Origin of the sequence: Streptomyces oryzae (assembly GCF_017676365.1) — a bacterium.
Taxonomy (GTDB): domain Bacteria; phylum Actinomycetota; class Actinomycetes; order Streptomycetales; family Streptomycetaceae; genus Streptomyces; species Streptomyces oryzae.
In genome coordinates this window covers 1-20551 of record NZ_JADKMA010000021.1, presented here as the reverse complement: position 1 = coordinate 20551, position 20551 = coordinate 1, and the positions used below count along the sequence as shown (strand labels likewise).

At 69.9% G+C, this 20551-nt stretch carries 20 protein-coding genes, 1 tRNA gene and 1 pseudogene; 11 read left to right on the top strand and 11 right to left on the bottom strand.

Going from position 1 to position 20551, the window contains the following annotated elements:
• Positions 1 to 277 precede the first annotated feature (277 nt).
• The 10 genes from ITI46_RS06680 to ITI46_RS06635 all read left to right on the top strand — a co-directional run bounded on the left by ITI46_RS06680 (position 278) and on the right by ITI46_RS06635 (position 9586).
• Positions 278 to 631 (top strand): hypothetical protein, encoded by a 354-nt coding sequence (locus ITI46_RS06680; protein ID WP_209238465.1) that lies wholly within the window; start codon positions 278 to 280, stop codon positions 629 to 631.
• Between the two features lie 99 nt (positions 632 to 730).
• Complete coding sequence (locus tag ITI46_RS06675) at positions 731 to 1009, top strand: hypothetical protein (protein WP_209238464.1); 279 nt, start codon at positions 731 to 733, stop codon at positions 1007 to 1009.
• Positions 1010 to 1044: 35 nt separating this feature from the next.
• Positions 1045 to 2064, top strand: a complete 1020-nt coding sequence (locus ITI46_RS06670) for a DUF2637 domain-containing protein (protein WP_307808078.1) — start codon at positions 1045 to 1047, stop codon at positions 2062 to 2064.
• A 101-nt stretch (positions 2065 to 2165) separates the two neighbouring features.
• Positions 2166 to 4352, top strand: a complete 2187-nt coding sequence (locus tag ITI46_RS06665) for an FtsK/SpoIIIE domain-containing protein (RefSeq protein ID WP_209238463.1) — start codon at positions 2166 to 2168, stop codon at positions 4350 to 4352.
• A gap of 140 nt (positions 4353 to 4492) precedes the next feature.
• The gene (locus ITI46_RS06660) at positions 4493 to 4744 is read left to right on the top strand and encodes a hypothetical protein (RefSeq protein ID WP_209238462.1); all 252 of its coding nucleotides are present in this window, start codon (positions 4493 to 4495) and stop codon (positions 4742 to 4744) included.
• 21 nt (positions 4745 to 4765) lie between these two features.
• Complete coding sequence (locus tag ITI46_RS06655) at positions 4766 to 4960, top strand: hypothetical protein (protein ID WP_209238461.1); 195 nt, start codon at positions 4766 to 4768, stop codon at positions 4958 to 4960.
• Between the two features lie 253 nt (positions 4961 to 5213).
• Positions 5214 to 5600 (top strand): hypothetical protein, encoded by a 387-nt coding sequence (locus tag ITI46_RS06650; protein WP_209238460.1) that lies wholly within the window; start codon positions 5214 to 5216, stop codon positions 5598 to 5600.
• A gap of 88 nt (positions 5601 to 5688) precedes the next feature.
• A complete protein-coding gene (locus tag ITI46_RS06645) occupies positions 5689 to 7662 on the top strand; it encodes a DUF3987 domain-containing protein (protein ID WP_372451856.1) in 1974 nt (657 codons plus the stop codon).
• 353 nt (positions 7663 to 8015) lie between these two features.
• On the top strand, positions 8016 to 8219 hold the full coding sequence (locus tag ITI46_RS34610) for a helix-turn-helix transcriptional regulator (protein ID WP_247745571.1): 204 nt from the start codon (positions 8016 to 8018) through the stop codon (positions 8217 to 8219).
• A complete protein-coding gene (locus ITI46_RS06635; RefSeq protein ID WP_209238459.1) occupies positions 8216 to 9586 on the top strand; it encodes a tyrosine-type recombinase/integrase in 1371 nt (456 codons plus the stop codon). The genes ITI46_RS34610 and ITI46_RS06635 overlap by 4 nt, the downstream gene beginning before the upstream one ends.
• Positions 9587 to 9752: 166 nt before the next feature.
• Here ITI46_RS06635 and ITI46_RS06630 read toward each other — a convergent pair.
• Positions 9753 to 9834: transfer RNA gene (locus ITI46_RS06630), tRNA-Tyr, on the bottom strand.
• 283 nt (positions 9835 to 10117) lie between these two features.
• Between ITI46_RS06630 and ITI46_RS06625 the strand changes: the two genes are divergently transcribed.
• Entirely contained in the window at positions 10118 to 10606 is a 489-nt protein-coding gene (locus ITI46_RS06625) for a YajQ family cyclic di-GMP-binding protein (RefSeq protein WP_209238458.1), read from the top strand.
• Between the two features lie 145 nt (positions 10607 to 10751).
• Here the strand turns inward: ITI46_RS06625 and ITI46_RS06620 are convergent, their stop codons facing one another.
• The 10 genes and pseudogenes from ITI46_RS06620 to ITI46_RS06575 form a co-directional block, all read right to left on the bottom strand.
• Positions 10752 to 11156 (bottom strand): YccF domain-containing protein, encoded by a 405-nt coding sequence (locus ITI46_RS06620; RefSeq protein ID WP_209238457.1) that lies wholly within the window; start codon positions 11154 to 11156, stop codon positions 10752 to 10754.
• Entirely contained in the window at positions 11153 to 12019 is an 867-nt protein-coding gene (htpX, locus tag ITI46_RS06615; RefSeq protein WP_209238456.1) for a zinc metalloprotease HtpX, read from the bottom strand. Before htpX ends, ITI46_RS06620 begins: the two co-directional genes overlap by 4 nt.
• 154 nt (positions 12020 to 12173) lie before the next feature.
• A complete protein-coding gene (locus tag ITI46_RS06610; protein ID WP_209238455.1) occupies positions 12174 to 13754 on the bottom strand; it encodes an NADH-quinone oxidoreductase subunit N in 1581 nt (526 codons plus the stop codon).
• Positions 13751 to 15313, bottom strand: a complete 1563-nt coding sequence (locus tag ITI46_RS06605) for a complex I subunit 4 family protein (protein WP_247745575.1) — start codon at positions 15311 to 15313, stop codon at positions 13751 to 13753. Before ITI46_RS06605 ends, ITI46_RS06610 begins: the two co-directional genes overlap by 4 nt.
• Positions 15314 to 15338: 25 nt before the next feature.
• A complete protein-coding gene (locus ITI46_RS06600; protein ID WP_209238453.1) occupies positions 15339 to 17423 on the bottom strand; it encodes an NADH-quinone oxidoreductase subunit 5 family protein in 2085 nt (694 codons plus the stop codon).
• Entirely contained in the window at positions 17420 to 17872 is a 453-nt protein-coding gene (gene nuoK, locus ITI46_RS06595) for an NADH-quinone oxidoreductase subunit NuoK (protein WP_209238452.1), read from the bottom strand. Before nuoK ends, ITI46_RS06600 begins: the two co-directional genes overlap by 4 nt.
• Positions 17872 to 18447, bottom strand: a complete 576-nt coding sequence (locus tag ITI46_RS06590) for an NADH-quinone oxidoreductase subunit J family protein (protein ID WP_209238451.1) — start codon at positions 18445 to 18447, stop codon at positions 17872 to 17874. The genes nuoK and ITI46_RS06590 overlap by 1 nt, the downstream gene beginning before the upstream one ends.
• Positions 18444 to 19091 carry a 4Fe-4S binding protein gene (locus tag ITI46_RS06585; RefSeq protein ID WP_209238489.1) on the bottom strand — a complete coding sequence of 216 codons (648 nt, stop codon included), beginning with the start codon at positions 19089 to 19091 and terminating at the stop codon, positions 18444 to 18446. The genes ITI46_RS06590 and ITI46_RS06585 overlap by 4 nt, the downstream gene beginning before the upstream one ends.
• A gap of 131 nt (positions 19092 to 19222) precedes the next feature.
• A complete protein-coding gene (locus ITI46_RS06580; protein WP_372451855.1) occupies positions 19223 to 20179 on the bottom strand; it encodes a complex I subunit 1/NuoH family protein in 957 nt (318 codons plus the stop codon).
• Positions 20179 to 20551: pseudogene (locus ITI46_RS06575) on the bottom strand (hypothetical protein); the annotation flags it as partial. The gene ITI46_RS06580 and the pseudogene ITI46_RS06575, both read right to left, overlap by 1 nt.

Here is a 20551-nt window from a genome sequence, read left to right as displayed (position 1 = left end):
ACCGCTAACACGTACCAGCACGAAAAGCGCCTCAAGGGGCTTGCGCAATGTAACGTGACAGCACAAGCTGTCACGTGCTGGAACCGCCCGGAGGGCCCGGTGAAAGGGGCCCGAAGGAAGCGGCCGTTCTTTGAGAACTCAACAGTGTGTCCAAGCCGAGTGATTTTGGTCCGCGATGCCGCCTGAGCTGCGGCGTCGCGGGTCACGACCACTCGTCTGTGACGAGCGGTTCGCAGCCAGGGGATTCCTGGCTCCCCGACTCGGAAGGAGAACGATCATGTTGCTCGCCATTGGTGACGTCGTCCGCGACCGCCAGGACGACGCTTTGGGCACGGTCGCCGGCATGGCCTCCGGGGTGGTGCTGTTGCGGCTCAACGACACGGTTCGCCCGGTGCCCTCGGCGAACGTCGAGATGGTGGCGCGTGCGGTCAAGCCACGGACGCCGACGCTAGACGTCGCCAACCTCTGCTTCATCGCGGTTGGGCTGGTCATCGGCGTCGTCATGGGTACCGCCGTCGCTCAGCTCGGCGGGGGCATGTTCCTTATCGCGTCGGTCACCTTCGCCTCCACCGTGACCGTCATCTCCGGGCTGACCGGCCTTTTTCTGCGTCCTCGGCGCATTCGCGTCTGACCTGCGCGCGCTCAGCAGCAGGTGACGGCGGCACTCCCGACCAAGTAGCGCCCGCCGTCGCTGTCTCCCTATCCCAACCAGGAAGCAGGAGTCCGGATCATGACCATGAAGTCCTTCATCGCCGGCCATGAGGTCGTCACCGAGAACGACGCCTTGGAGCTGGCGCTCGGCACGCCGCTGGAGCTGTGGCTCGGCGTGTCAGACGAGAGTGGCGAGGAGCGCGCGGCTCGCCTGGACGCAGCGCGCGACATCCTTGCCGAAGAGCCTGAGCTGTACGACCGAGTCACGGCGCTCGTCGCCGAGGGACTGGCAGCGATGGTCTCGGGTCCCTCGACCGTCCGCTCTGTCGGTGCGCTGCTGAGCGGTGAGGCGGCTTGAGTACGGCTTCTGGACCGCACCGGACAGGAGCTGGCGTGCGGCTCTCCACCATGAGCGCGAGCCAGATCCGTTCCGCCGAGCGAACGCTGTCGGCCGGCACGTGGAGCATCACCTTCGGCGCGATCCTCTACTCCGTTCTGACCGTCACGCCGCTCGTTCGCAGCGTGACCCCGGATGGGTGGGAGCCGACGGCGCCGGTACTGCCGTTGGTGGTCGACGCGGCGGTCGTGATTGTCGTACGTCTCGACTCCACCGTTGCCCGCCTCGGCGGCTCCGCCGGACCCTGGCCGACCGTGCTGCGCTGGCTGACCGGCGTCATGACCCTCGCCCTCAACATCGGCGACTCGGCGCTTCATGGCGACCTGGTCGGCGTGGCTGTTCACGCGGTCGCGCCAACCCTGTTGATCGTCACCGCCGAGGCAGGGCTGGCCTACCGGCGCGCGATCGCTGCGGCGCTTGAACGCATCGAGCGTGAGCAGCGTGAACAGGCCGAGCGCGCAAGAGCCGAGCGCGATGAACAGGCGCGTCTGGCGCGTGAGGAGCGTGAACAGCAGCGCGAAGCTGCCGAGCGCCGTGAGCGGGAGGCCCGTGAGCACGCCGCCCAGTTGGAACAGCAGCGCGCCGAGCGGGAAGCTGCCGAGCGTCGCGAGCAGCGTGAGCACGAAGAGCGGCTTCGCCGCTTGGAAGCGGAGCGCGAGGAGCGCGAGCGGCGTGAACAGCGAGAGTTCGAGCTGGCCCGCGAGGCGCGCGAACGGGCCGACCGCGAGCGCCGTGAACAGCAGGAGCGCCAGCGGCGTGAACAGCCCAAGCAACAGCGCTCCGTTCATGAACACGCAGGGCACGCCACTCGGGAACGCCAGCCGCAGCCCGGCCCAGCGGACAAGCAGTCATCGCCGAAGCGCGGCAATGCGCCCGCGAAGCTGAGCGAGGAGGAGGCCTTGGAGGCCATCCGTACCGCCAACCCGGATCACACCGTGCGACAGCTCGCGGAGCGCACCGGCTGGTCCGTCGGCTGGATCAGCGCGCGCATGCGCGAACTCCAAGGTGTGGCCTGAGAGCTGGCCACCACACCCCCAGTGAGCCCAGGGGTCCGGTCACGAACCGACCAAAGCAGCGGCCGGACCCCTGGTTCCTCCCAACCAGGAAGGAATTGTCAGTGAACCACGAGGACGAGAACGAGCTGTTCAGGCGGCTCGAATCGGAGATGGCCGAGGGAGAGCCGGGCAGGGTGCTCGACTTCGACAAAGCTCGGTCGGCCCGTACCGCCTCGGCCGAGGCGGACAGCGTCCCACCGACCGACAGGTCGGAGGAGGCTGAGTCGGGCGACACGCCCGTGATGGTGGACCCGCCGGCGATCTCCGGCCCTGGGCTGATGGAGCGCATCCGAGGCGCGCGGCGAAACGCGTTGCTGCCCGGCTGGCTGCGCTCCAAGCCCGAGTTGCTGGACGCGGCCGGCTGGCTGGTCGGGTACGTCGGCCACACCGCCGCGTACCACGCCATCCGCACCCCCTACTACGCGGCGAACCTCGCGGCCCGTTCTCCGTTGGGCGCGGCCAAGGTCGTCGGGGGGACGCTGCGGTGGGTGTCCGACGCCGAGGGTGAGCCGCTGCGGCAGGCAGCCGCAGCGAGCGAGGACATCGGGGAGTATCTGAAGCTCTCCCGGCAGCGTGACCGGCGCGTGCGGTGGCGCGGCGCTGTGGTGGCGCTCTCGCTGCTGGTCGGCTTCCCGGCTGCACTCGCCTGCTACGTCCTGGCGCCCACGGGACTGCTGGCCCTCTCGGGTACTGCGCTGGTACTCGTTCTCGGCCGCGTAGGGGCGCCCGCCGACAAGCCGATCATCTCGCAGGCCGTGGTGCCCACACATGTGGAGCGGCTGACCTCCCCGATGATCGAGCGCGCTCTGGGCGCGCTGGGCATCGCCGAGATCAACAAGGCGCTCGGCAAGGGCGGGGAGGGCATCACCTTCCCGCACCCGATCCGGCAGGACGGCCCCGGATGGCGCGCGGACGTCGACCTGCCGTACGGCGTGACGGTGGCCGACATCCTTGACCGCCGCGAACGCCTCGCCTCCGGGCTGCGCCGCCCGCTGGGCTGCGTGTGGCCCGAGCCGGTGCCGGACGAGCACGCCGGCCGCATGATGCTCTGGGTCGGACATCAGGCGCTCAACAAGGGCAAGCCCAACCCCGGACCGCTGCTCAACAGCGGGGCGCTCTCGCTGTTCAAGCCCGTCCCGTTCGGCACCGACCAGCGTGGCCGGGGTGTCGACCTGACGCTGATGTACGACAACGTACTGATCGGTGCCATGCCGGGCATGGGCAAGACCTTCGCACTGCGCAACCTGCTGCTGGCCGCCGCGCTGGACGTGCGTGCCGAGCTGCTGGTGTGGGAGCTGAAGGGAACCGGCGACCTGGCGCCGCTGGCCAAGGTCGCGGCCGACTACGGCAGCGGGCCTGATGACGCCACGGCCGCCGCTGCTCTGGAGTCCTTGCGCTACGTCTACCGGGACTTGGAGCGTCGGGCGAAGGTCATCGCCTCGCTGCCCAAGGACAAGTGCCCGGAGAACAAAGTCACCGCCGAACTGGCCAAGACCAAGAGTCTGGGCCTGCACCCGCTGGTCCTGGCCATTGACGAGTGCCAAGAGCTGTTCATGCACGACAAGTACCGCAAGGAAGCGGCGAACCTGTGCACGGCCATCATCAAGCGCGGCCGCGCTCTGGGCGTCATCCTGCTGCTGGCCACTCAGCGCCCGGACAAGGACTCGCTTCCTACGGCCATCAGCGCCAACGTCGGTACCCGCTTCTGCATGCGCGTGATGGGGCAGACGGAGAACGACATGATCCTCGGCACCTCGATGTACAAGAGGGGCATCCAGGCCAGCACCTTCACCAAGTCCGACAAGGGCATCGGCTACCTCGTCGGCGCCGTCGACGAGCCGCAGATCGTGCGAGGCTACTACCTCGACAACCCCCAGGCCGACAGCGTCTGTGAGCGCGCCCGCCAGGCGCGCATCAAGGCAGGCACCCTCAGCGGCATGGCCGCTGGCGAGGAGCCGCAGCGCGAGGGGCGCAACGAGACGCTTCTCGCTGACATCCTCGCCGTCGTTCCGCCCAAGGAAGCCAAGGTGTGGAACGAGACGGTCATCGAGCGCCTGGCCGAACTGCGCCCCGAGACCTACGAGGGCTGGGGCGCCGAGCAACTGACCGCCGCGCTCAAGCCCTTCGGCATCGAGACAACCCAGATCGGCCGCCGCATCGACGGCAAGGTCGTCAACCGGCGCGGCATCATCCGCGTCGACATCGCCCGCACTGCTGCGGAGCGTGACGACAAGCGCGACGCCGGATGAGCGTCCGGGGCCGCTGGCGCTAGCGGCAGCCACCGCTAACGTTAGCGGCCCCGCTAGCGCCCCATATCCCACCTGATCAGGCCGCTAGCGGATAGCGGCCCTCTCCTCGCACGCCCGAAAACCCGCCCTGGGAGGGCTCCATGACCGACATCCTGGCCGCTATACCCGGCCTCCTCTTCCTCACCCTCTGTTACGCCGCGCTGTGCGCGATCTCCCCGTTCGGCACCTGCCGCAAGTGCCGAGGCTTCGGCTTCCACCTCAAGACCAACCGGCGCGGCCAGCTCTGGCGCGGCAAGGACTGCCGCCGCTGCGACGGTCACGGCAAGCGCATCCGCCTCGGCCGCTGGCTCTACAACCGCGCCTCCCGACTCCACGACCAAGGCACCCGCTGACCCCACCGAAAGGCTCATGCCATGACCCTCACGGTTTCCGTCGTGCTCGTCCTCGGCGTCCTCGTCGCCGTCGCGCTGAAGTTCCGCGCCATCGGCGTCGGCGCCTTCATCCTCGTCGCCCTCTTCGGCTTCAGCCTCTCCGAGACCGACGCGGCCCCCACCATCACCCAGTTCATCGGCGCCCTCAGCGACGCCATCGCAGACATCGGCAACTGACCAGAACGGAGAACGCTTTGAACGCCATAGCACCCCTCCCGCAGCGCATCTCACTTATGGCCGTCGGGCGAGCTGCGCGACGCCTTCACTGCCCTCGAACGCGGCGACCGAGGCACCGCCGTCGCCAGCCTCATGGCCATCGACCCCGAGTCCTGGCAGGCCATCGAACACCGGCTCACCGCTCTCGGCGGGAGCGTCGCGGAGCTGATCAAAGCGCTCGAAACCCAGCAGTGAGCCAACCCCAGGAGGCGAAGTGATCCCCGACCCCAATGCCGCGATGTGCCCGTCCCCCGCGTCCGCGTACGCGGACGCGCCCCGCATCACCCGAGAGATTTCGTGGGTGGCCGGCGCGGCAGCCGACAGGGAATTCGGCGTGCCGATGGGACGCGAATTCTGGCTCCGCAAGGCCGCCCTACTCGACCGCATCGCTCTCGACCAGGTCGAGAAGCACGCGCCCGAAGTCGCTGCCGCAGCAGTCGAGACGGCGGAAGAGGCGGCCGGACGGCTCGCCGACTTCGACCACACCCACTACACGACGCGCGGCCCCATCAAGCCGCTGCTGAACCCGCCCGGTCGTTCCTACCGGCCCTACGTCCGCCAGGAGTACCTGGCCTGGCTCAAGGCCCGTACCGACTCCTAGCTACGCCCGGAGGCGGCGGCACTCCCGACCAAGGTCGCCCGCCGCCTCCGGTCTCCCTATCCCAACCAGGAAACAGGAGGGCACCAGCATGCCATCTGAATCCATGGACGCGCCGTACAGCAATGTGCGCGCACTGTTCGATCAGTCCGAAAACAGCGGCCCGCCGAGCGACGTGGAAGCCGAGGCGGCCGTACTGGGGGCGATGATGCTCCGCGGCGAGGCCATCTCGGACGTGGTGAAGTCCCTGAGCCCGGAGGACTACTACCGGCCCGCCCACGAGACGATTCACCGCGCCATCCTCGCCCTGCACGAAGAGGGCCAGCCGGTCGACCCGATCACCCTCGCGCACCACCTGGGCCGCCTCGGCGAGCTGCGTCGCGTCGGCGGCCCTGGCTACGTCCAGTCCCTCGTTCAGGCCGTCCCAACCGCCGCGCACGCCGCGTACTACGCCGAGATCGTTCACGAACTGGCCGAGCGGCGCCGCCTCATCGAGGCCGGAACGCGGCTCGTCCAGGCCGCGTCGACCCCGGACGCTTCGGCGGCCGAGGTGCGCGAAGCGCTCGCTCTCGGCGACGAGAAGCTGCCGGACACCTGGACGGAGCCCATCCCCCTCAACACCCGCCCGACGCTCCCGGCCTTCCCTCTGCACACCTTCCCCGGCTGGCTGCGCAACTTCGCCGCCGGCATCGCCGAGGAAACGCAGACGCCCGTCGATATGGCGGGCTCCCTGGCCCTGTCCGTCCTGGCGACGGCTGCCGGTGGTCGCTGCGTCGTGCAGGTGCGCGGCCGGTGGCGCGAGCCGACCAACCTGTACGTGGTCGTCGCGCTTCCACCCGCCAACCGGAAGAGCGCCGTCTTCGCCGCGATGACCGGACCGCTCTACGAAGCAGAGAAGTCGCTCGCGGAAGAGATGGCCGGACGCATCGTTGAGGCCGACCTGACGCGGAAGATGGCTCAGGAAACTGCCGACAAGGCCGCCGCCCGCGCGGCGGCGGCCGAGGGACCCGAGCGTGACTCGCTCGTCGCCGAAGCGATCGGCCTGGCACAGCAAGCCGAAGGGCTCACCGTGCCCGCACGGCCCCGGCTGCTGGCCGACGACTCCACGCCGGAGACGGTCACCTCCCTCATGGCTGAGCAGGGCGGGCGCCTGGCCGTCATGTCGGCCGAGGGCGGCATCTTCGACATCATCGCCGGCCGCTACTCCGGCACCCCCAACATGGAAGTCTTCCTGAAGGGGCATGCGGGAGACCGGTTGCGCGTCGACCGCCGCTCCCGCGAGGAGTCCATCGAAGCCCCGGCGCTGACCATGGGTCTGGCAGTGCAGCCGACCGTCCTGGAGGACATCGGCAAGCACCGCGGATTCGACGGGCGCGGCCTCCTCGCCCGCTTCCTCTACTCCATGCCGGAATCCCTGGTCGGCTACCGGAACAGCGACCCCGCTCCGGTCCCGGACGCTGTCGCTGCCCGATACGAGCGCAACATCATGGCGCTCACGCTCTCCCTGGCGGACTGGACAGACCCGGCCGTACTCCAGCTCACCCCGGCGGCCGACAAGGCGCTGAAGAGCTACCAGGAAGAGCTGGAGATCCAGCTCCGCCCCAAGGGCGGCAAGCTGGGCCACCTCCAGAAATGGGCGGGCAAGCTGGTCGGCGCCATCGCCCGCATCGCCGGACTGCTGCACCTGGCCGCGCACCTGCACGACGGGTACGGCAAGCCGATCGATGACACCACCATGCTGGCCGCCATCGAGATCGGCGAATACTTCGCCGACCACGCCCTGAACGTCTTCGACCTCATGGGCGCCGACGCCGCCCAGTCGCGGGCTCGGACCCTGCTGGAGGTGCTGGCCGCGAACGGCTGGGAGACGGTCAGCCGGCGCGACCTGTTCGCCAAGCTCTCCCGCTCGGAGTTCCCCACGGTCGCCGACCTTGAGCCGGCCGTCGCCCTCCTGGAGGAACACGGCTACCTGCGCATCCACACACCGCCCCGGAACGGCAAGCGCGGCCGTCCACCGGCCCCGCGCTACCTCGTCCACCCCCAGGTGCGGGAGGGGCTGGCATGACCACACGCACAGCCACCCGCGCCGCCGCTCGGCCGCACAAACCGCAGAAACAACAGAAACCCCACGCCATGCACGCTGACCAGCAGCGCAGCCCCCTCGGCGCCGCGTCGGGCCAGCCGCCGCAGAAAGCAACGGAACCGCCGCACAAATGCCCGCGCGCCGCCTCCGACAGCGCGGAGGGCCTGGCCGCTCCGTATTTCTGCGGCACATCCCGCGCTTTCTGCGGCGCCCACCCTAGTAACCACAACACCCCAGGTCAGCAGCCAAGTTCGCGGGTTTCTGCGGATTCTGCGGTTTCTGCGGCAGGGGTTCCGTCCAGCCAGTCCGCCCGTAAGCCCCGAAGGAGGAGCACCTTGGCCAACCGTCGCGCCACGGGACCCACCGACGAACTGCTCCCGCTGACCGCTGTCCTGGACGAGCTCGGGATCACTCGCGCTACCTGGTACCGCTGGCGGAACCGAGGTTGGGGACCGCGCGCGCGGCGGCTGCCGAACGGACACCTGCGGGTGCGTCGGAGCGACCTGGACGAGTTTCAGGCAGAGCTGGAGGCGGCGTGAACGAGTGGAGCTACACCGTCAAGATCTGGGCCATCCGCAAGCGCGAGGGACGGAAGCACGCCTTCCAACTGCGCTGGAAGGTAGGCACGCGCCCGCACTCGGAATCGTTCCTCACGCTGGGTCTGGCGGAGAGCCGACGAGCCCAGCTCATCACGGCTTCTCGCGAGGGCGAGCCGTTCGATGTGGAAAGCGGCCTGCCGAAGTCCATGATCGTCAAGACGCGGGACCTCTCGTGGTACCAGCACGCCCGCAACTACATCGAGATGAAGTGGACCGACTCCCCCGCCTCCACACGGCGAACCCTGGCCGAGGCCATGGCCACTGTCACGCCCGCACTGGTGAAGGACACGAAGGGCATGCCCGACGCCAGAACCGTCCGCACGGCCCTCTATAGCTGGGCCTTCAACAAGAATCGCTGGGAGGAGGAACCGCCGGCGGATGTGGCCAGGACGCTGGACTGGTTCAAGCGGAAGTCGCTTCCCACGTCAGCGCTCTCAGATCGTTTGCGCGTCCGAGCCGCCCTCAACGCGCTGTCCAGGAAGTTGGACGGCAAGACAGCCGCCGCAGGGACCATCAGCAGGAAGCGCGCGATCTTCCACAACGCCCTGGAGTATGCGATCGAGGCGGAACTTCTCACCGAGAACCCCCTCACCCGCATCAAGTGGAAAGCGCCCGAAAAAGTGGACGAGGAGGTTGACCCCGCATGCGTGCCTGACCCGAAGCAGGCGGGCAAGCTCTTGGCCGGAGTGCGGGAGCAGAGCGCGCGTGGTCGCCATCAGGCGGCGTTCTTCGGCTGCATGTACTACGCCGCAGCCCGGCCGGCCGAAGTCATCGGGCTGCGCCTGAGCGACTGCGACCTTCCTCGGCGAGGCTGGGGCGTCCTGCGGTTGCATGACACCTGGCCGCGCTCAGGCTCTTCTTGGACCGACAGCGGGGAAGCCCACGAGAAGAGCGGGCTCAAGCATCGGCCGCGCAAGACCGTGCGGCCCGTTCCGATCCCGCCAGAGCTGGTTGCCATGCTGCGCTGGCACGTCACCGCGTACAGCACTGCTCCGGACGGGCGACTCTTCCGCACGTCACGTGGTGGGCTGATCCAGGACACCGGATACGGCGAGGTCTGGGCCGAGGCTCGGCGCCGAGCCCTCACGGCTGCCCAGCTCGGCACCGCACTGGCGAAGCGCCCGTATGACCTCCGTCACGCTGCGGTGTCCACGTGGCTCAGCTCGGGCGTGGAACCCCAACTTGTCGCCAAGCGGGCGGGACACAGCGTCGCTGTGCTCTTCCGCGTATACGCCAAGTTCCTCACGGACGGTGATGAGGCCGCCAACGCCAAGATCTCAGCGCGCCTCCAAGGCCCGCAAGGGTGAGTCGGCGAAGCCCCGCCGAAGCCGGTCCACGCGTGGTCCACACACACCGAGAAACAGCGGTTCACAGCGAGACAGTGTGAGACGGCGCGTCCAGCTCGGCGGGGAAACATGAAATGGGCCCCTGACCTGGCCGAATGGCTGGTCAGGGGCCCATTTCTTTGCCCTGTGGCGGCGCTAGGATTCGAACCTAGGAAGGCTGAGCCGGCAGATTTACAGTCTGCTCCCTTTGGCCGCTCGGGCACACCGCCTGGGTTTGCTGCCGGGCACCCCGCTCGGGGCGGTGCGCCGTGGCAACGGTGTAAACCATACCCGATGGCCGGGGGTGGTTCGCCACCCGGTTGATCAGCCGCGGACGAGCCGCCGGAGGGATCCGGTGGAAGGGCCGGCGGACGGTTCCGGGGGCTCCCGGGCGTGCTTCGGCGCGACGCCTCTCGCGGCCGGGGCCGGGTGGCTGTTGTGGGTGGCTAGGCTTTGCGGACGGCCCTCGTGGGCCGTTTTCTGCCGGATCTATGTACGAGGAGCCAACTCACCATGGCCGACTCCAGTTTCGACATCGTCTCGAAGGTCGAGCGGCAGGAGGTCGACAACGCGCTGAACCAGGCCGCGAAGGAGATCTCCCAGCGCTACGACTTCAAGGGTGTGGACGCTTCCATCGCGTGGTCGGGCGAGCGGATCGAGATGCGGGCCAACTCGGAGGAGCGGGTCAAGGCCGTGCTGGACATCTTCCAGTCCAAGCTGATCAAGCGCGGCATCTCGCTCAAGGCGCTGGACGCCGGGGAGCCGCAGGCCTCCGGCAAGGAGTACCGCATCTCCGCGTCGCTCCAGGAGGGCATCTCCCAGGAGAACGCGAAGAAGGTCGCGAAGGTGATCAGGGACGAGGGGCCCAAGGGCGTCAAGGCGCAGGTGCAGGGCGACGAACTGCGGGTGACCTCCAAGAGCCGGGACAGCCTGCAGGAGGTCATCGCCCTGCTGAAGGGCAAGGACTTCGACTTCGCGTTGCAGTACGTGAACTTCCGCTGAGGTTCGCGCGCACGCACCCGCGCGGTCGACACCACGGTCGTGGTGTCCGAACGGTCGGGGCGTGTGCACAGTCACCGACCCGCTCGGCTCCGTCGCAGGCCGCAGCCGAGCGGGGTGGGTGCTCAGCGGCGGGGTGGGCGGGCGTTCACCAGCGGTAGCCCGGGTAGGCCGCAGGGGCGCTGGTGGAGACGATCTCGCGGCCGAGCGGCATCAGCGAGACCGGGACCATCTTGAAGTGGGCCAGGCCGAAGGGGATGCCGATGATGGTCGCGCAGAGCCCCACACCCAGGGTGATGTGGCCGAGCGTGAGCCAGATGCCCGCGAAGACGAGCCAGACGATGTTCCCGGCGCCAGACGCGGCTCCGGAGTCCTGGCGCTGCACCACCGTTCTGCCGAACGGCCACAGGGCGTATGCGGCGATGCGGAAGCACGCCAGGCCCCAGGGGATGGTGATGATGAGCACGCAGCAGATGAGCCCGGCGAGGACGTAGCCGAGGGCCATCCACAGGCCGGAGAAGATCAGCCAGATGAGGTTGAGGAGGGTCTTCACCCGCGCCAGCCTGCCATCTTCTCCAGCCTGGCGACACGTTCCGCCATTGGTGGGTGGGTGGAAAAAAGTTTCGTCATGCCGCCCTCGCCCCTGCGGAACGGGTTGGCGATCATCATGTGGCTCGCCGTCTCCAGCCGGGGCTCGGGGGGCAGCGGCAGCTGCGCCGTGCCCGCCTCCAGCTTGCGCAGCGCCGAGGCGAGGGCCAGGGGGTCGCCGGTGAGCTGCGCCCCGGAGGCATCCGCCTCGTACTCGCGCGAGCGGGAGACGGCGAGCTGGATGAGGGAGGCGGCGAGCGGGCCCAGCAGCATGATCAGCAGCATGCCGACCAGCCCAGGACCCTCGTCGTCGTCGGAGCGCCCTATGGGGACCAGCCAGGCGAAGTTGACGAGGAAGAGCACCACGGAGGCCAGGGCGCCCGCGGTGGAGGAGATGAGGATGTCCCGGTTGTAGACGTGGCTCAGCTCATGGCCCAGGACACCGCGCAGCTCCCGCTCGTTCAGGATCCGCAGGATGCCGTCCGTGCAGCACACTGCCGCGTTGCGCGGGTTGCGGCCGGTGGCGAAGGCGTTGGGGGCCTGGGTGGGCGAGATGTAGAGCCGCGGCATGGGCTGCCGCGCTGCCGTGGACAGCTCGCGGACCATGCGGTACAACTGCGGGGCCTCGAACTCGCTGACCGGCCGGGCACGCATGGCACGCAGCGCGAGTTTGTCGCTGTTCCAGTACGCATAGGCGTTGGTGCCCAGCGCGATCAGCAGCGCGATGACCAGGCCGGTGGTGCCGAAGAAGCTCCCGATGACGATGATGAGAGCGGACAGCCCTCCCAGGAGCAGAGCTGTCCTCAGCCCGTTGTGCCGGCGGTGCACGGTTCGCCCTCCAGATGGTGCTGCGGAGCCCTGAGCCGGGCAGACCTTCCGCCCTCAGCAGCCCCGTCCAGTGGACCCTCCCTTTTGCGTCAACGGAGGGTGGGCGTTCTCAGTTCCCCCGGTAGCGGCTGCCCGGAGGAAGGGCACGAACCGCTCAGAACAGCGCGGTGCCGGCGAACCGGAGGACCAGTTGCGGCGCACCGGACGCGGCCAGGGCGAGCACCCCGGTCAGTGCGACGGTCGCGGTCAGGGAGGCGGAGAGCCGCGGGAGGGCCGGGGCGGCGGGCTGCCGGCCGGTCGCGGGGCGGAAGAGCAGCGCCGTCCAGGTGAGGTAGTAGACGAGGGCGATCACCACGTTGAGGGCCATGACGACGGCGAGCCAGCCCAGCCCGGCGTCCACGGCCGACTGGAAGACGGTGACCTTGGCGAACAGGCCGACGATCCCCGGGGGCAGCCCGGCCAGGCACAGCAGGAAGAACGCCAGCGCCGCTGCGGCCAGCGGGTGCGTGCGGACCAGGCCGCGGTAGTCGTCGAGACGGCCGGGTGATCCGGGCCGCTGGAGGGCCGCGACGACGGCGAAGGCGCCCAGGTTCACCACGGCGTACATCAGCGCGTAGGCGAGGGTCGCGCCGACCGCCCGGTCGGGCTCCTCCGTGTATCCGGCGGCGGCGATGGGGACGAGCAGATAGCCCGCCTGTCCGACCGACGACCAGGCGAGCAGGCGGACGGCGCTGTGCGCGCGGTCGGTGCGCTGGCGCAGCGCGCCCAGGTTGCCGACGCTCATGGTCAGCGCGGCGAGCACCGCGAGCGCGGGCCCCCAGGCGTCCGCGTACGAGGGGAAGGCCCGCACGGTGACCAGGATCAGCCCGGAGAAGCCCGCGGCCTTGCCGATGACCGACAGATACGCGGCGACCGGCACCGGCGCGCCCACATAGGTGTCGGGCACCCAGAAGTGGAACGGTGCGGCAGCTGTCTTGAAGGCGAAGCCGACCAGGGTGAGCGCCACACCTGTGGCGGCGAGGGTGTGCAGTCTGCTGTCCACTCCGGGCAGGGCCTGCGCGACAGTGCTCAGATGCATGCTGCCGGTGGTGGCGTAGACGAAGCTGACGCCCAGCAGCATCACGGCTGTGGCGGCGACGGACGACAGGAAGAACTTCAGCGCCGCCTCGGACGAGAGCCGCTCTCCGCGCCGCAGACCGACCAGCGCGAATGCCGGAAGGGAGGCCACCTCCAGGGCGACCACAAGCGTCGCCAGGTCGCGCGAGGCGGGCAGCAGTGCCGCACCGGAAGCCGAGGCGAGCAGCAGGAACCAGAACTCCCCTGCGGGCAGCCGCTCCTGGCGCACCGGCGCCATCGACAGCAGTGCCGTGACAAAGGCGCCGCCCAGTACGAGAAATTGAACGGTGAGGGTGAAGGGGTCGGCCACATAGCTGCACGCGCGCGTGCCGGCAGTGAGACAGAAGGTGGCGCGGTCGTCGCCGATGAGCGGCACGAGTGCCAGCCCGGCGAGCGCGAGTGCGGCGGCGGTCAGGCCGCCGAGCAGGCCCTTGTGGCGCTCGGCCAGGAACAGGTCGGCCACCAGGACGACGAGCGCGGCGACAGCGGCGATGGTGGGCGGCGCGATGGCGGCCCAGTCGATGCTCTGGACGAGATCGGCGCCCTTGGCGAGGTCCACGCGCTGCGCGGCGCCCTCGGCGAGGTGGTGCGCGCCCTGCGGGGCGGTGAGCGCAGTCATCGGGTCACTCCTGGAAGGAGGCTCTGCACGGCCGGGTCCATCAGCCCCAGGAGGGCCCCGGGCCACAGTCCGGCGACGACGGTGAGGACGACCAGGGGCGTCCAGGCGGCGAACTCGTAGGGGCGCATGTCCGGCACCGTTGCGAGGCGTTCGGGGCGGGTCTCGGCCGGGTCGCCCATGCAGACGCGGCGTACGACGAGCAGCAGATACGCGGCGGTCAGCAGGGTGCCGAGGGCGCCGAGCGCCAGGAACACCGAGAAGGCGGGCCTGCTGAGCCCGGCTGCCGGGTGGTAGGCGCCCAGCAGCGCCAGCAACTCGCCCCAGAAACCGGCCAGTCCTGGCAGCCCCAGGGAGGCGACGGCGCCGAAGGCGAGCAGCCCGCCCAGCCGCGGCGCCCTGCCGTAGAGCGCGCCCCCGGTGGTGCCGGCCAGGGTGTCGAGGTCGCTGGTCCCCGTGCGGTCCTTCAGCGCGCCGACGAGGAAGAACAGCAGGCCGGTGATGAGGCCGTGCGCGAGGTTCGCGTAGAGGGCGCCGTTGACGCCCGTGTGGGTGAGCGTGGCGATGCCCAGCAGGACGAAGCCCATGTGGCCGACGGAGGAGTACGCGATCAGCCGCTTGAGGTCACCCTTGGCGCCTTTCCGCGCCAGGGCGAGGCAGGCGAGCGACCCGTAGATGATGCCGGTGACGGCGAACGCCGCCAGATACGGAGCGAACGTGTGCGCACCGTCCGGAACGGCGGGCAGCAGGATACGGACGAACCCATAGGTGCCCATTTTCAGCAGCACGCCTGCCAGCAGGACGGAGCCCACTGTGGGCGCTGCCGTGTGCGCGTCCGGGAGCCAGCTGTGCAGTGGCCACATCGGTGCCTTGACGGCCAGCCCGACACCGATGGCCAGTGCGGCGATCAGCTGGGTGGTGTGGCTGAGCCCTGCACCGTGCGCCTCGGCGAGCCGCACCATGTCGAACGTACCGGCGTTCAGGCCGACCACCAGCAGCCCGAGCAGCATCACCACGGAGCCGAGCAGGGTGTACAGGACGAACTTCCACGCTGCGGGTCCCCTGCCCTCGCCGCCCCACCGGGCGATGAGGAAGTACATCGGGACGAGCACCGTCTCGAACGCCAGGAAGAACAGCATCAGGTCGAGCACCGCGAAGGTGGCCAGCGTGCCGCACTCCAGCAGGAGCAGCAGCGCGACGAACGCCTTGGGGCTCGGTCCCTGCGGCATTCTCGCGTAGCTGTAGAGCGCGCACAGGAACGTCAGCAGGGCGGTGAGGACGAGCAGCGGCAGCGAGACTCCGTCGGTGCCGAAGTGCAGCCGCACCCCCAGCGCAGGGATCCAGCTGAGGTCCGACTCGGCCTGCATGGTGCCGGGGCGGTCGTGGTCGAAGCCGACTGCCAGCAGCACGGTGAGGGCGAACACGACTCCGGTGACGGTCACGCCGTGCCGCAGCACCGCCTGTTCCGGGCCGCGGCCGCGCAGTCCCGGCGGTGCGGGCAGCAGTGCGGCGAGCGCGCCCAGCAGCGGCAGGACGACAGCGGCGACGAGGAGCGCCTGCATGACGGTGTCGTCGAGCGGGATCACGTCACGCCCCTCCGTTTCCGGTCACGGCGACCACGGCGATGACGGCGAGCACCAGGGAGCCGGTCAGCAGCGCGCCGAGGTAGGTCTGCACGTTGCCCGTCTGGGCGCGCCGGACAGCCGCACCCAGCAGCCGCGAACCGCGCCCGGCGCCTGCCACATAGCCGTCGACCACCTCACGGTCCAAGAAGCGCACCAGCCGGGCGGCTGACCGGACGGGACGTACGACAGTGGCGCTGTAGAGCGCGTCCAGGTGGAAGCCTGCTGCCGCGTGCCGGTGCAGCGGTCCGAGCAGCAGCACGCCGGGGTCGGCGTCGTGTTCCGGGTGGAGCGCGGCGAGCGCGCTGCTGTGCCGCCATGTCGCGTAGGTCAGCAGACCGCCCACCAGCGTCACGCCGGTGGCGAGTACGGAGGTGGTCAGCGTGGGTGTGAGGGAGGCGCCGTCGAACCAGTCGGGCAGTACGAGAAAAGTGAGCCCCAGTACGAGGGACGGCAAGGCGAGCACCCATAGGACGACGGTCATGACGGCGGGTGCGGGGTGGTGCGCAAGTGCGTCGGAGTCGGCTGCTTCTTGCTCGGCCCTGTGCGCGGGTCGGTGTGCGGGTCCCGGGTGGGCGAGCTCCGTCTCGGGGGCCTGCTGCGGCACCTGCTCGGGTACGTGCTCGGCGGCTTTCTCGCTCCGCACGGCGAGCGGTGCGACCGCAGGGGTGCCGCGGAACGCCAGCAGCCACAGCCGGGCCGCGTAGGCGGCGGTCAGCAGTGCGGTGACCAGACCCGCGACGAGAACGATCCAGCCGGCGCTCACGGGGGCGGCGTGCGCTCCCTCGAACGGGGCGTGTGCGTTGCCGAAGGCGGCGTGTTCGGCCCCGGCCAGCACGGCTTCCTTGGAGAAGAACCCGGAGAACGGCGGAACGGCCGCCAGTGCCAGCAGCGCGATGGTCATGGTCCAGAAGGCGTCCGGCGCACGCTTGGCGATGCCGCCTGAACGCGCCATCACCGTCAGCGAGTTGGTACCGGCGGTGTGGATGAGAACCCCGGCGGCGAGGAAGAGCAGCGCCTTGAACGCGCCATGGGTGAGCAGATGGAAGACAGCGGCGCCCCGGTCGGCGACAGCGAGCGCGGCGGCCATGTAGGCGAGCTGGCTGATGGTCGAGTAGGCGAGCACGCGCTTGATGTCGTCCTGGGCGAGCGCGGCGAGTGCCGAGCCGGTCATGGTGAGCGCCGCCAGCACCGCGAGGACGACGAGTGCCGCGGCTGAGGCGGTGAAGACGGGCAGCAGCCGGGCCACGAAGTAGATGCCCGCCGCGACCATCGTGGCCGCGTGGATCAGCGCGGAGACCGGCGTCGGGCCCGCCATCGCGTCCGGCAGCCAGGAGTGCAGCGGCAGCTGCGCCGACTTGCCCGCGACCCCGGCGAGCAGCAGCAGCGCGATCAGCGTGGGGTGCGTCAGTTCGAAGCCGGAGAGGCTGGAGGTGAGGCGGGTGACGACGGTGCTGATGCGGAAGCTGCCCGTCTCGGAGGCGAGCGCCAGGATGCCGATGAGGAACGGCACATCACCCAGCTTGGTGACCAGGAACGCCTTGAGGGAGGCGGCGCGCGCTGCTGGTGTCTCCCAGTAGTGGCCCACCAGGAAGTACGAGCAGATGCCCATGACTTCCCAGCCGACAAGCAGCACGATCAGATCGTCGCTGTAGACGACGAGGAACATCGCGGCCGTGAAGAGCGAGACCAGTGCGGCGTACGAGGCGTAGCGCGGGTCGTCGCGCAGATAGCCGGTGGAGTAGAGCTGCACGCAGGTGGCGACCACACCGACGAGGACGGCGACCAGCACCGCGAACCCGTCGAGGTTGAGCGCGAGCTGGATCGGCAGCGCCTCGTTGCCGGTTGGCGCCAGCTCGGTGGCCGCGCGCACCGGGGTGCCGCCGCCCTGACGGACCGCCACGGCGACGGCGAGAGCCGCTGCGGCGAGCGTGGGCAGTACCGCGAGCGGGCGTACGAAGCCTGGGGCACGGCGGCCGAGGAGCAGCCCGGCGAGGGCACCGAGCGCCGGGAGAGCGGGGACGAGCGCTGCGAGTGTCGTCGTGCTCACGCGTGCCGCCTCCCTGCGGCAGGACCCTGAACCTGCTGGTCAGAGCCGCTTTCGGCGTCGTTGTCAGCGTCGTTGTCAGTGGCGGGTGCCACACTCTTCTCATCGCGTGAACCGCCGCTGGAGTCGCCCCCTGGTGGGCCGCCGCTCTCGCGGAGGTCCCTGAGTCTGTCGATGTCGGAGCTGCCGCGGTTGCGGTGGACGAGCAGGACGATCGCCAGACCGATGCCGATCTCGGCCGCGGCGATCGCGATGGTGAAGAGGGTGAGCGCCTGGCCCGCGTGCAAGGTGTCGCGGAGCCAGACGTCGAAGGCGACGAGGTTGAGGTTGACGGCGTTGAGCATCAGCTCGACGGCCATCAGGACGAGGATGGCGTTCCTGCGCGCGAGGACGCCGTAAAGGCCGACGCAGAAGAGGAGGACGGCGAGCACGGCGGGGTAGGCGAGATGCATCAGCGCTCACCGGCCTTGTTCCGCTTGGAGAGGACGATGGCGCCGACGAGTGCGGCGAGGAGGAGGACGGACAGCACCTCGAACGGCAGCACCCAGTGCCGGAAGAGGGCCGTGCCGGTCACCTCGGAGGAGCCGCTTCCAGGTCCGGTGGGCTCCTGGACATTGATCCAGGTGGACCGGAAGGCGTCCACGACGACGGTGACGAGGGTGGTCGCCGCCGCGAGGGAGACGGCCAGCGCGATCCAGCGGTTGCCCGAGTCGGCGTCGGGTGAGCGCCCGATGGGGGCCTTGGTGAGCATGAGGCCGAAGAGGATGAGGACGACGACGGAGCCGACGTAGATCAGCACCTGCACCCAGGCGATGAACTCGGCCGTCAGAAGGAGGTATTCGACGGCGATCCCGCCGAGCGCGACCACCAGCCACAGCGCGGCGTGCACGAGCTGCCTGGTGGCCACGGTCACCAGCGCGGCGCCGAGGGTGACGATCCCGACCAGTACGAAGACGATCTCCACCCCGGAGGGCGAGAGGAAACCGGGGTGACCGGCGGCGAGGGGCTGGGCGAGGAGAACGCTCACTCGGTACCGCCGCCCTGCGCGTCCTGGCCGGGGCGCCGCTTCGGCTTCGGCTCGGTGGCCTCGTTCCGCCTGGTGGTCTCGCTCGGCTCGGTGGTCCCGTTCCGCTCGGTGGTCCCAGGTGCCTCGGCGGTCTCCTGGGCCGGCTGTTCACGGTGTGCGGCGAGCATGTCGGTCCCGGCCGCCTGGGCTGCCTTGTCGGCGGCTTTGCGGGCCGCGGCCAGCTCCTTGGCCTCCTCGGCGGCCTCGTCCAGCGGTGCCGGCTCCGGCACGGTCCACATCCACTCGCGGAGCTTGTCCCGCTCGTGGGTCAGCTCACGGATATCGGTCTCCGCGTACTCGAACTCGGGCGACCAGAACAGCGCGTCGAAAGGACATACCTCGATGCAGATACCGCAGTACATGCACAGGGCGAAGTCGATGGCGAACCGGTCCAGGACGTTACGGCTGCGCTCGCGTCCGCCCGGCGCGGCCGGAGGCACCGTCTCCTTGTGGGAGTCGATGTAGATGCACCAGTCAGGGCACTCGCGGGCGCAGAGCATGCAGACGGTGCAGTTCTCCTCGAACAGCCCGATGACGCCCCGGCTACGGGGCGGCAGTTCGGGCTGCACATCCGGATAGTGCTCGGTGACCGAGCGCCGGGTCATCGTGCGCAGGGTGACGGCCAGGCCCTTGGCCAGCCCGGAGCCGAACACTCCGCGCTTCGAGCCGGGCCGCTCGGCGGGCGCGCCGGCAAAGTGGGCACCCTCCGAGCGGCCTGGGTGCGCGTGGGACACGGCTACATCACCACCTTGACGACACCCGTGAGGGCGATCTGGAAGAGGGCGAGCGGGACGAGCGCCGTCCAGGCCAGCCGCTGGATCTGGTCCTCGCGCAGCCGCGGATAGCTGACCCGCAGCCAGATCACACCGAAGGCGAGGAGGCCGGTCTTGAGCAGCATCCACAGCCAGCCCAGACCGTCGGCGGCGGGTCCGTGCCAGCCGCCGAGGAAGAGCACGGCGGTGAGCGCGGAGAGCACGACGATGCCCGCGTACTCGGCCAGCAGGAAGAGCGCGAAGCGCAGTCCGGTGTACTCGGTGTACGCGCCGAAGATGATCTCGGAGTCGGCGATCGGCGCGTCGAAGGGCGGACGCTGCAGCTCGGCGAGGCCGGCGGTGAAGAAGACGACCGCGCCGACCAGCTGCCACGGCAGCCACCACCACTCCCACACCCCGAGGATCCCCGGCAGCGAGAGGGTGCCGGCGGCCATGGCGACCGAAGCGGCGGCGAGCAGCATCGGCAGCTCGTACGCCATCAGCTGGGCAGCGGTGCGCAGGCCGCCGAGCAGGGAGAACTTGTTGGCCGACGCCCAGCCGCCCATCAGCGAGCCGAGGATGCCGACGCCCATCACGGCCAGCACGAAGAAGATTCCGGCGTCCAGCGCCTGCGCGACGCCCCCGCCCGGGGCGACCGGGATCGCGACCAGAACGAGGAGGTACGGGATCAGCGCGAGGGCGGGCGCCAGCTGGAAGACGCGGCGGTCGGCGCCGTCGGGGACGATGTCCTCCTTCTGCGCGAACTTCACCCCGTCGGCCACCAGCTGGGCCCACCCGTGGAAGCCGCCCGCGTACATCGGGCCGACGCGGCCCTGCATATGGGCCATCACCTTGTGCTCGGTCTGCCCCACCAGGAGAGGCAGCAGCAGGAAGGCGACCAGCACGGCGAGGATGCGGACAGTGACATCGAGGGCGTCCATCAGGCTCCGCCCCCCTGTTCGCGGTCCTCGGTTGTGCCGTCGTTGGTCTTGTCGTCCTTGGTCGGGTCGTCCTTGGGCGCGCTGTCGCCTGCCGTGCCGTCGCCGGCCGTCTGGTCGCCGGTCGTGTCGTCACGGCTCGCCTGGTCGCCGGCCGCGCCGGCGCCGGTCCCCTTGCCGCCGGTCGGGCCATCGCCAGTCGTCCGGCCGCCAGCCGTACCGCCCCGGTCCGTCCGGCCGCCGGTCGGTGGGGTCTGGTGCCAGGGGGCGTCGGTGGAGCGTGGGGTCCGGGGGCGGGAGCCGGTTTCGGGGCGCTCATCCGCAGTGCGGCCCTGGTCGCCCGCCTCGACCGCCGGGGGCGCCTCCGGTGAGGGC

Bases quoted from the DNA above. Each gene is read 5' to 3' on its own strand.
- nuoK (WP_209238452.1), bottom strand. From the start codon at position 17,872: ATGCATCTCGCCTACCCCGCCGTGCTCGCCGTCCTCCTCTTCTGCGTC.
- ITI46_RS06675 (WP_209238464.1), top strand. From the start codon at position 731: ATGACCATGAAGTCCTTCATCGCCGGCCATGAGGTCGTCACCGAGAAC.
- ITI46_RS06580 (WP_372451855.1), bottom strand. From the start codon at position 20,179: ATGGACGCCCTCGATGTCACTGTCCGCATCCTCGCCGTGCTGGTCGCC.
- ITI46_RS06610 (WP_209238455.1), bottom strand. From the start codon at position 13,754: ATGACTGCGCTCACCGCCCCGCAGGGCGCGCACCACCTCGCCGAGGGC.
- ITI46_RS06660 (WP_209238462.1), top strand. From the start codon at position 4,493: ATGACCGACATCCTGGCCGCTATACCCGGCCTCCTCTTCCTCACCCTC.
- ITI46_RS06645 (WP_372451856.1), top strand. From the start codon at position 5,689: ATGCCATCTGAATCCATGGACGCGCCGTACAGCAATGTGCGCGCACTG.
- ITI46_RS06585 (WP_209238489.1), bottom strand. From the start codon at position 19,091: ATGACCCGGCGCTCGGTCACCGAGCACTATCCGGATGTGCAGCCCGAA.
- ITI46_RS06680 (WP_209238465.1), top strand. From the start codon at position 278: ATGTTGCTCGCCATTGGTGACGTCGTCCGCGACCGCCAGGACGACGCT.
- ITI46_RS06605 (WP_247745575.1), bottom strand. From the start codon at position 15,313: ATGCAGGCGCTCCTCGTCGCCGCTGTCGTCCTGCCGCTGCTGGGCGCG.
- ITI46_RS06655 (WP_209238461.1), top strand. From the start codon at position 4,766: ATGACCCTCACGGTTTCCGTCGTGCTCGTCCTCGGCGTCCTCGTCGCC.
- ITI46_RS06625 (WP_209238458.1), top strand. From the start codon at position 10,118: ATGGCCGACTCCAGTTTCGACATCGTCTCGAAGGTCGAGCGGCAGGAG.